General features: G+C 64.1%; 9 protein-coding genes and 1 other RNA gene. 6 read left to right on the plus strand and 4 right to left on the minus strand.

Going from position 1 to position 8642, the window contains the following annotated elements; all coding sequences use genetic code 11:
* Positions 1-325 (minus strand): transporter substrate-binding domain-containing protein (locus tag JHD07_RS24520; RefSeq protein ID WP_291626738.1); only part of this gene is annotated, 325 nt, incomplete at its 3' end.
* A 184-nt stretch (positions 326-509) separates the two neighbouring features.
* Between JHD07_RS24520 and ffs the strand changes: the two genes are divergently transcribed.
* The 6 genes from ffs (at position 510) to JHD07_RS24550 (ending at position 5209) form a co-directional block, all read left to right on the plus strand.
* Positions 510-606, plus strand: an RNA gene (gene ffs / locus JHD07_RS24525) — signal recognition particle sRNA small type.
* 95 nt (positions 607-701) lie between these two features.
* Complete coding sequence (locus tag JHD07_RS24530) at positions 702-2552, plus strand: DNA polymerase III subunit gamma/tau (protein WP_291626740.1); 1851 nt, start codon at positions 702-704, stop codon at positions 2550-2552.
* A gap of 25 nt (positions 2553-2577) precedes the next feature.
* Positions 2578-2898 carry a YbaB/EbfC family nucleoid-associated protein gene (locus tag JHD07_RS24535; protein WP_291626742.1) on the plus strand — a complete coding sequence of 107 codons (321 nt, stop codon included), beginning with the start codon at positions 2578-2580 and terminating at the stop codon, positions 2896-2898.
* Positions 2898-3503, plus strand: coding sequence for a recombination mediator RecR (recR, locus tag JHD07_RS24540; protein WP_291626755.1), 606 nt, complete (start codon positions 2898-2900; stop codon positions 3501-3503). Before JHD07_RS24535 ends, recR begins: the two co-directional genes overlap by 1 nt.
* 89 nt (positions 3504-3592) lie before the next feature.
* Complete coding sequence (locus tag JHD07_RS24545) at positions 3593-4024, plus strand: hypothetical protein (RefSeq protein ID WP_291626744.1); 432 nt, start codon at positions 3593-3595, stop codon at positions 4022-4024.
* A gap of 195 nt (positions 4025-4219) precedes the next feature.
* Positions 4220-5209: an integrase core domain-containing protein gene (locus JHD07_RS24550; RefSeq protein ID WP_291626746.1), complete on the plus strand. Its 990-nt coding sequence runs from the start codon at positions 4220-4222 to the stop codon at positions 5207-5209.
* Between the two features lie 35 nt (positions 5210-5244).
* Here the strand turns inward: JHD07_RS24550 and JHD07_RS24555 are convergent, their stop codons facing one another.
* The 3 genes from JHD07_RS24555 to rmuC form a co-directional block, all read right to left on the minus strand.
* The gene (locus tag JHD07_RS24555; RefSeq protein ID WP_291626748.1) at positions 5245-6606 is read right to left on the minus strand and encodes an MFS transporter; all 1362 of its coding nucleotides are present in this window, start codon (positions 6604-6606) and stop codon (positions 5245-5247) included.
* Between the two features lie 197 nt (positions 6607-6803).
* Positions 6804-7106: a GIY-YIG nuclease family protein gene (locus JHD07_RS24560; RefSeq protein WP_291626749.1), complete on the minus strand. Its 303-nt coding sequence runs from the start codon at positions 7104-7106 to the stop codon at positions 6804-6806.
* Between the two features lie 127 nt (positions 7107-7233).
* Entirely contained in the window at positions 7234-8433 is a 1200-nt protein-coding gene (gene rmuC, locus JHD07_RS24565) for a DNA recombination protein RmuC (protein WP_291626751.1), read from the minus strand.
* Positions 8434-8642 lie beyond the last annotated feature (209 nt).

Genomic DNA, 8642 nt, shown 5'->3' on the forward strand with positions numbered 1-8642 from the left:
AGAAGATGTCGATCTTGTTGGCCTGCAGGTCCAGCACCGAATTGCCCCAGGTGGTCTCGGTGATCTCGAGCTCGGCCTCCATGTCGTCGGCCAGCCCCTTGGCGATGTCGATGTAGAAGCCCTTCCATTGGCCTGAGGTGAGGTCCTTCATGTAATAGGGCGCGCCGCCACCGACGGCGCCGATCCGCATCTTCTTGGTCCGGCGGATGCGGGCGAAGGTCGATTCGCTGGGATCGGCGGTCTGGGCCACGGCCGGCGCAGCCAGCGCGGCCGCGGTCATGGCACCAAGTCCGACAATCGATGCAACATCACGACGTGTAACCATGGGGATCTATCGCTTTTCTGGTTGGCTGGAGTTCCACCGGGCGTTCTTAGCAAGCTGGTCCATGCGACGAAAGCACAGCCTGTCAGCTAGGCAAGCCGGGAATTGCCCGGAGTCTGGGCAGACCTCAATGGTTCGAGCCGATACCCGCTTGCTTTCCGCTCCCTTTGGCCCCAAATAGGGACCGGGAGATTGGCGGTGGACGAGCCACTCGCCAACCGGGTCAGGTCCGGAAGGAAGCAGCCCTAACGAGGTCCGGATCGGGTCGCTCGTCAGTCTCCTACCTGTTTTTCCGAGCGAACCAGCGCCGGCGGGTCTCCCGCCAGCGCGCTCCTTTCCGCAAAAGCCGGCCGAGAGAGACTTCATTGCGGATCGACCGATGACCGACGCTGGCGCCCCCCAAAATCCTGACAGCGCCGGCCCGGCCGGCAATGCGCCTTACCGGGTGCTGGCGCGCAAATACCGTCCCTCCTCATTCGACGACCTGATCGGACAGGAGGCGGTGGTCCGCACCGTCTCCAACGCGTTCGAGACCGGGCGCATTCCGCAGGCCTGGATCCTCACCGGCGTCCGCGGCGTCGGCAAGACCACCACCGCCCGCATCCTGGCCCGCGCGCTCAACTACGAGATGCCGGATGGTTCGGTGAAGGGCCCGACCATTCACATGCCGACCCTTGGCGTGCATTGCCAGGCGATTATGGAAAGCCGGCACATGGACGTGCTGGAGATGGACGCGGCCTCGCATACCGGCGTCGACGACGTCCGCCAGATCAACGACAGCGTGCGCTATGCCCCCGCCAGCGCCCGCTACAAGGTCTACATCATCGACGAAGTCCACATGCTGTCGACGGCGGCGTTCAACGCCTTCCTGAAGACGCTGGAGGAGCCGCCGGAGCACGCCAAATTCGTGTTCGCGACCACCGAGATCCGCAAGGTCCCGGTCACCGTGCTGTCGCGCTGCCAGCGCTTCGACCTGCGCCGCGTCGAGGCCGACGTGCTGATGACGCACCTCGCCAACATCGCAGCCAAGGAAAACGTCGAGATCGAACCGGAGGCGCTCGGCATCATCGCGCGCGCCGCGGAGGGCTCGGTGCGCGATTCGCTCTCGCTACTCGACCAGGCGATCGCGCATGCGGCCGGAGCCGTGAAGGCCGATGCCGTCCGGCAAATGCTGGGCCTCGCCGACCGCACCCGCGTCATCGACCTCTTCGAGTCGCTGGCGCGCGGCGACATCGCCGCGGCGTTCAAGGAATTTCGCGACCAGTACGATGTCGGTGCCGATCCCGTCGTCGTGCTCTCGGACCTCGCCGAATTCGTCAACTTCGTCACCCGCGTGAAGATCGTGCCGGCGACCGCCGACAACGTCGCCTATGGCGAGACCGAGCGCGTGCGCGCGAAGGATTTCGCTTCGAAGATCTCGATGCGCGTGCTGTCGCGGATGTGGCAGATGCTGCTCAAGGGCATCGCGGAAGTGCAGGCCGCGACGCGGCCCGCCGCCGCGGCCGAAATGGTGCTGGTGCGCATCGCTTATGTCGCCGACCTGCCGACGCCGGACGAAGCCATCAGGATGCTGGAGCAGAACGGCGGCGGCTCGCCGGTCGTGAGCGGCGGCAGCGCGCGCAGCGGTGCGCCGGCCGCTCCGATGGCTTCCGCTGCGCCGGTCTCTGCAGCGCCGGTCTCGGCCGCGCCTGTGCGCATGGCGACATCGTCGCCATCAGCGTTCGGCGGTGGCGCACGGCCGCAGATGGCAGCGCCTGCGCCTGACACGCAAGGGGCTGCGCCGCAGTTGCGGATCACGAGCTTCACCCAGCTCGTCGCGCTAGCGGGGCAGAAGCGCGACATCATGACCAAGAGCGCGCTCGAAGGCGACATGCGCCTCGTCCGTTTCGAGGAGGGCCGCCTCGAGGTCGCGCTCGAGCCCAATGCCTCCAAGACCATGATCTCGGAGCTTGCGAAGAAGTTCGAGCTGTGGACCGGCCGGCGCTGGACCATCGTGGTCTCCAACGAGCAGGGCCAGCCGACGCTGCGCTCGGTGAACCAGGCCGCCAAGCAGGAGCATGCCCGTACCGCGGAAGCCGATCCGCGCGTGCAGGAGGTGCTGTCGCGCTTCCCCGGCGCCAAGGTCGTCGAGGTCCGCAGGCTTGCCCCAGAGGCGCCGGAGACCAATATCAATGCCGACTATGGCAGTGACGATCCTCCCGACGGTTCCGACGGCGACGACGATCTCTGAGCCATTCATTCAAGGACGAGCACCCATGGCTGATTTTCTCGGCATGATGAAACAGGCGGCGCAGCTGCAATCCAAGATGCAGGAGATGCAGGATCAACTCGCCAACGTCGAGGTCGAAGGCATCTCCGGCGGCGGTCTCGTCGCCGTGCGCATGACTGCCAAGATGGACGTCAAGGGCGTCAAGATCGATCCTTCGCTGATGAAGGCGGAGGAGCGCGAGGTGCTGGAAGACCTGCTCGTCACCGCCTTCGGGGATGCCCGCCGCAAGGCGGAGACCGCGATGCAGGAGAAGATGCAGGCCCTCACCGGCGGCCTCGGCCTGCCCCCGGGGTTGTTCGGCCAGTAATTATGGGCGCTGTTGCAGGTCCTGAAATCGAGCGGCTGGTCCAGCTGCTCGCGCGGCTGCCGGGCCTCGGTCCGCGCTCGGCGCGGCGCGCCGCGCTGCACCTGATCAAGAAGCGCGAAGCACTGATGATGCCGCTGGCTTCCGCCATGCAGGTGGCGCTGGACAAGGTCCAGGTCTGCAAGACCTGCGGGAACATCGACACGCAAAATCCCTGCACCGTCTGCACCGATCCGAAGCGCGATCCTGCCATCATCGTCGTCGTGGCCGATGTCGCCGACCTCTGGGCGCTGGAGCGGGCCAATGCCACCCAGGGGCGCTATCACGTGCTGGGCGCGACGTTGTCGCCGCTTGACGGCGTCGGCCCGCAGGACCTCACCATCGACGCGCTGGTGGCGCGCGCGCATGATTCGCAGGTGCACGAGATCATTTTGGCCCTGAATGCAACGGTGGACGGCCAGACCACGGCGCATTACATCACCGATCTCCTTCAGGACGCCAATGTGAAGGTGACGCGGCTCGCCCATGGAGTTCCGGTGGGCGGCGAGCTTGATTATCTCGATGAAGGTACGCTATCGGCTGCCATGCGGCAGCGGACCCTGTTCTAGAGCGTTTTCGAGCGAAGTGGGTACCGGTTCGCGTGAAGAAAACGCGTCATAACAAGAATTCCCCTCCATAGATTCACGGAACGGACGACATGACGAAACTTTTCGCCACGCGCATGGCTTTGGTCGCGATGATGACGGTGCTGGTGAGCCCGGCCATCTCGGCGCAGCAGGGTGACGAGACGCCGCCGTCCAAGCCCGGCAAGCCGATCAACACCGGCGACGTGCTCTCAGGCGAGCTGAACGCGATGAAGGTCCGCGACGTCAAGAACGGCAAGCGCGTCGCGACCTACCAGATCACCTCTGAGCCGCGGCGCCTGCCGCCGCCGAACGGGCTGTGCAATCTCGAGACCGGCCCCGAGACCTTCCAGCTCGTCACCTCCAGCGAAGCGCAGACCACGCAGCTGAAATCGTTCGTCGGCAAGGAAATCTCCGTGAAGGTCGACGAGATCGCCTGCGCCAGCGATGCCGGCCAGATGAGCGAGGCCGTGATCACGAAATGGAGTCTGGTCAGGAAGCAGTAAGGGGCGCGCGCCGCTGTCTCCGCCGTCATTGCGAGAAGCCCTTGCGACGAAGCAATCCAGACTGCCACTGCGGTGACAGTCTGGATTGCTTCGCGGAGCCTGTCATCGGGCCGCGCGTTCGCGCGGACCCGGTGGCTCGCAATTGTCGATGTTCACTAATTCGCTGATTGGATCGCTCCAGCGGAGGACGATCCGATGCGCGACAATAGCTACGACCGGACGATTGAGCGTAACTATCTACAGAAGTGGCGCTTTCTGATCCCGGAGTATGAGGCGGTGAAGGCTGGCCGATCGCCGCTGTTCAAGCGGGTCGGCGACTTCTACCGGCATCACGGGACCTGCTCGCAGACGTTCCGCAAATATTACAATCGGTATCTGCAGAGTGGCGAGGAAGTGGATCTGCTGCCACGGCGTCGTGGCCCCAAATGGCGAGAACGGCGCGAGCCGGAAGGGATCGAGGCGGAGATCGTCGCCCACCGCAAGCGGGGGATGAACCGTTATGAGATTCATGCCGTCTTGCGCGAGACGCGCGACACGGTACCTTCGCCGATCACGATCTACCGGGTGTTGAGGCGCTACCAGCTGAACCGCCGCACGCCGGCGATGCGTGAGGAGAAACGCCGTATTATCAAGGACAAGCTCGGGGAGCTGGGCCACGTCGATCTGCATCAATTACCGCGCGACATGTTCCTCGCGCCACCCCCGTTCACGGCCTACATCGTCAGCCTGATCGACAGTTGCTCACGTCTGGCCTGGGCCGAGGTCCTGACCTCCAAGAAGGCGCTGCCGGTCATGTTCAAGACCCTGAAGATGATCAACACCCTCAACGTCACTTACGGGCTCGTCTTCCAGGAAATCCTGTCCGACAACGGCGCCGAGTTCGCCTCCCGCACCAAGCCGGACGAGCACCCGTTCGAGGCCATGCTGATCGAGCTCGGCATCAAACACCGCTACACCAGGCCATATCGGCCGCAGACCAATGGCAAAGTCGAACGCTTCTGGCGCACCCTCGATGAGGACGTCATCGAAGGCGCGACCTTTGACCACCTCGACCACTTCGCCAAAGAACTGTTCGAGTACCTCATCTACTACAATAACCACAGACCCCATCAGGCCTTGGCAGGACAAACTCCCAAGGCCTTTGCCGCTACCAAGACCACCGCGATCCAATCAGCGAATTATTGAACATCGACAGCAATGACGAAAGAGAGAGGGGAATTCTACACCCGCACCTGCTCCAGCGTCTCGAAATGCCCGCGCCTCTGCAAGTAAGCCAGCAGCATCAGGCTGGGGATGGCGACGAGGACGGAGATCGCGAAGAACATCGGCCAGCCCGTGGCCTTCGCCAGATAGCCTGCGCCCGATGACAGATAAGTGCGTCCCACGGCGGCGAGCGCCGTCAGCAGCGCATATTGAGTGGCGGTGTGCAGCGGGTTCTGGCATAGCGCCGAGAGATAGGCGACGAAGATCACGGTGCCGATGGCGTTGCAGAAATTGTCGGAGGTGATGGCGAGGGTCAGCGCCCATTCGTTGACGCCGACCAGCGCCAGCCACGAGAACGACAAATTGGACATCGCCTGCACGATGCCGCCGATCCACAGGCTGGTCGCGAGCGAATAGCGCCGCGCCACGAAGCCGCCGGCAAAACCGCCGGCCAGGGTCGCCACGATGCCGACGCCCTTGACGATCACGGCATAGTCGTTCCGCGTGAAGCCGATGTCGATCACGAACGGCACGGTCATGTTGCCGGAAAACGCGTCGGTGAATTTGAACAGCACGACGAAGGCGAGCACGACCCATGCTTCCTTGCGTCGCAAGAATTCCGAGAACGCGCCAAGCGCGGCATGGAACACCCGCGTGAGCGCGTCCTCGCCCCGCGCGGCGGCCTCGGCGCGCTCGGATTGTGCGGGCTCGGTGGCGGCCAGCGCCGTCACCGTGCCGATCAGCACCAGAGCCGCCATCACCACATAGCCCCACATCCAGGCGGCGCCGCGGGGCACGATCGCCTCGAAGCCGGTGACGATGAACAAGGCGCCCGCGGTCGATATCAGCATGCCGATGCGATAGGCCGCGACATAGGCGGCCATGCCGGCGGCCTGCTCACTCTCGGGTAGGCTCTCGACGCGGAAGGCATCGACCACGATGTCCTGCGTCGAGGACATCGTCGCGACGAGGAGCGCGCCAAGCGCGACGAACAGCGGCGAGCGCGCGGGATCGGTGAGCGCCAACAGCAGGATCGCGCCGATCAGCAGGGCTTGCGAAAACACCAGCCAGCCACGGCGGCGTCCCAAGGCGCGGGTGAAGAACGGCACGTGCAGCGCATCGACCAGCGGCGCCCACAGGAATTTCAGGGTGTAGGGCGTTCCGACCAGCGCAAACAGTCCGATGGTTCCGAGATCGACCCCGGCCTCGGCCATCCACACCAGCAATGTCGATCCCGACAGCGCCAGCGGCAGGCCGGAGGAGAAGCCGAGAAACAGCACGATCAGCACCCGCGGCTGCAGGTAGACGGCAAGGCTGTCGCGCCAGGACGGCGCGGGTGCCGAGCTTACGGCGGATGAAGTCGCGTCGGGTGCGGTCATGGGGGCGTGTTAGCAGATTCTGGGGGAAAAGACTCTTCGAAGCTCAGTGGGGCGGATGCTCTCTCCACCTCACCGCGGTCATCGTCCGCGAAGGCGGACGATCCAGTAATCGCCAACGTCTCGACTCAATCACGACTGCCGCGGCGTACTGGATGCCCCGCCTTCGCGGGGCATGACAGTCGTGGGAGACGACGGCGTTATGGTGGTCCGGCTATCCCAGGATAGAGATCATCCCAGTTCGGATTATGCTGCTCGATCAATCGAATCTTCCACGCTCTATTCCACTTCTTCAGCCGCTTCTCCCGCTTGATCGCGTTCTCGGGATCGTCGAATTGTTCGAAGTAAACAAGTCGGGCGACGTCGTACATCTCCGTGAAGCTTTCGATGACCTTCAACCTGTGCTGCGCCACGCGGCGGATGAGATCGTTCGTCACCCCGATATAGAGCGTTCCACCAATCTTGCTGGCAAGGATGTACACGTAGTAGCAGCGTGCGCCCATCTGCCGCCTCCCATCCGCCGTCATCGTCCGCGAAGGCGGACGATCCAGTACTCACCGGCGACCCGGTTCAATCACCTCCGCTGCGGCGTACTGGATGCCCCGCCTTCGCGGGGCATGACAGTGTGCCCTACTCCCCCGCCTGAAGCTTCCGCGGGAACAGCTCTGCCGCTCCCGTCGCCACCAGCCGTGGAGCCTCCGGCGCATCGGTCTTGCTGAAATCGAGCTCCTCGATTCGGCCTGCGCGCTTCTCGATCTTGTCGGCGGAGATCAGCACCTGGCGGACGTCCTCGTTCACGTCGGCAAAATGCTTCTGCAGCTTGAGCACGCGGTCGCGCAGCCGGCCCAAATCGTCGCCGAGCTTGATCACTTCGGTGCGGATCTGGTCGGCGGCATCGCGCATGCGCGCGTCCTTCATGATCTGCTGCATCACCTGGATCGCGAGCATCAAGAGCGAGGGGGACACCAGCACGACGCGGGCGCGATAGGCCTTCTGGATCACGTCGTCGAAGCCGTCATGGATCTCGGCGTAGACCGATTCCGACGGCACGAACATCAGCGCCATCTCCTGGGTCTCGCCGGCGACGAGATATTTCTCCGCGATGTCGCTGACATGCTTCATCACGTCGCCGCGCAGCCGCTGCGTCGCGACGCGCTTTTCCTCGTCGGTGCGGGCGTCGTGCAGCGCCGTCATCGCTTCCAGCGGGAACTTGGCGTCGATGCAAAGCGGGCGCTGATCGGGCAGGAACACGACGCAGTCCGGGCGTTTGCCGGTGGAGAGCGTGAACTGGAACTCGTAGGCACCCTTCGGCAGCCCGTCCTGGACGATCGCCTCCATCCGCGCCTGGCCAAAGGCGCCGCGCGACTGCTTGTTGGCGAGCACGTCGCGCAAGGTGGTCACCTGCGTGGTGAGGTCGGTGAGGTTCTTGTGAGCGCTGTCGATGATGCCGAGCCGTTCATGCAGCGCGCGGAGGCTCTCCATGGTGTTGCGGGTCGAATGTTCCATGGACTGGCCGACCCGATGCGTCACCGAATCAAGCCGCTCGTTGACGGCGCGCGCCATCTCGGCCTGACGCCCCGCCAGTGCCTGGGTCATGGCATCGGCGCGACCGGCGGCCTCGCTCTGGGCATGCAGCACCTGGCTCAGGCGCTCCTCGAGTTCGTCGGCCCGGATCGCGTGCGCCATGGCGAGTTCTGCGCCGCGCCGCCCGGAGCGGGCGATCACGACCGCGATCACCACCAAGAGGATGAGGACGAGGATGCCAAAGCCGATCAGCGCATCGATCGTGCGCACCGGCCAGTCGCCGAGCAGGAAGATGATCTCGTTCATGTGCCCTTCTAGCGCGATTCGCCGGCATTCGCGAACGAAGAGGGAACATTTATGGTTAATCAACCCCTAATTTTTATGGTTAACGACGTCTGAAGTTTTATGGTTAGCGAGAGGTTAACAGGGTTCCTGCCCGCATTGACCGCATCCAGCCTGGGGCTTAAATCGCGGCCATGGCCCTCAGAGAAATCATCATCCTGCCCGACAAGCAG

The organism is Bradyrhizobium sp., from assembly GCF_016462955.1.
Lineage (GTDB): Bacteria > Pseudomonadota > Alphaproteobacteria > Rhizobiales > Xanthobacteraceae > Bradyrhizobium.

Coding starts and splice junctions, on each gene's coding strand:
- JHD07_RS24530 (WP_291626740.1), top strand. CDS start 702: ATGACCGACGCTGGCGCCCCCCAAAATCCTGACAGCGCCGGCCCGGCC.
- JHD07_RS24555 (WP_291626748.1), bottom strand. CDS start 6,606: ATGACCGCACCCGACGCGACTTCATCCGCCGTAAGCTCGGCACCCGCG.
- JHD07_RS24560 (WP_291626749.1), bottom strand. CDS start 7,106: ATGGGCGCACGCTGCTACTACGTGTACATCCTTGCCAGCAAGATTGGT.
- rmuC (WP_291626751.1), bottom strand. CDS start 8,433: ATGAACGAGATCATCTTCCTGCTCGGCGACTGGCCGGTGCGCACGATC.
- JHD07_RS24535 (WP_291626742.1), top strand. CDS start 2,578: ATGGCTGATTTTCTCGGCATGATGAAACAGGCGGCGCAGCTGCAATCC.
- JHD07_RS24550 (WP_291626746.1), top strand. CDS start 4,220: ATGCGCGACAATAGCTACGACCGGACGATTGAGCGTAACTATCTACAG.
- JHD07_RS24545 (WP_291626744.1), top strand. CDS start 3,593: ATGACGAAACTTTTCGCCACGCGCATGGCTTTGGTCGCGATGATGACG.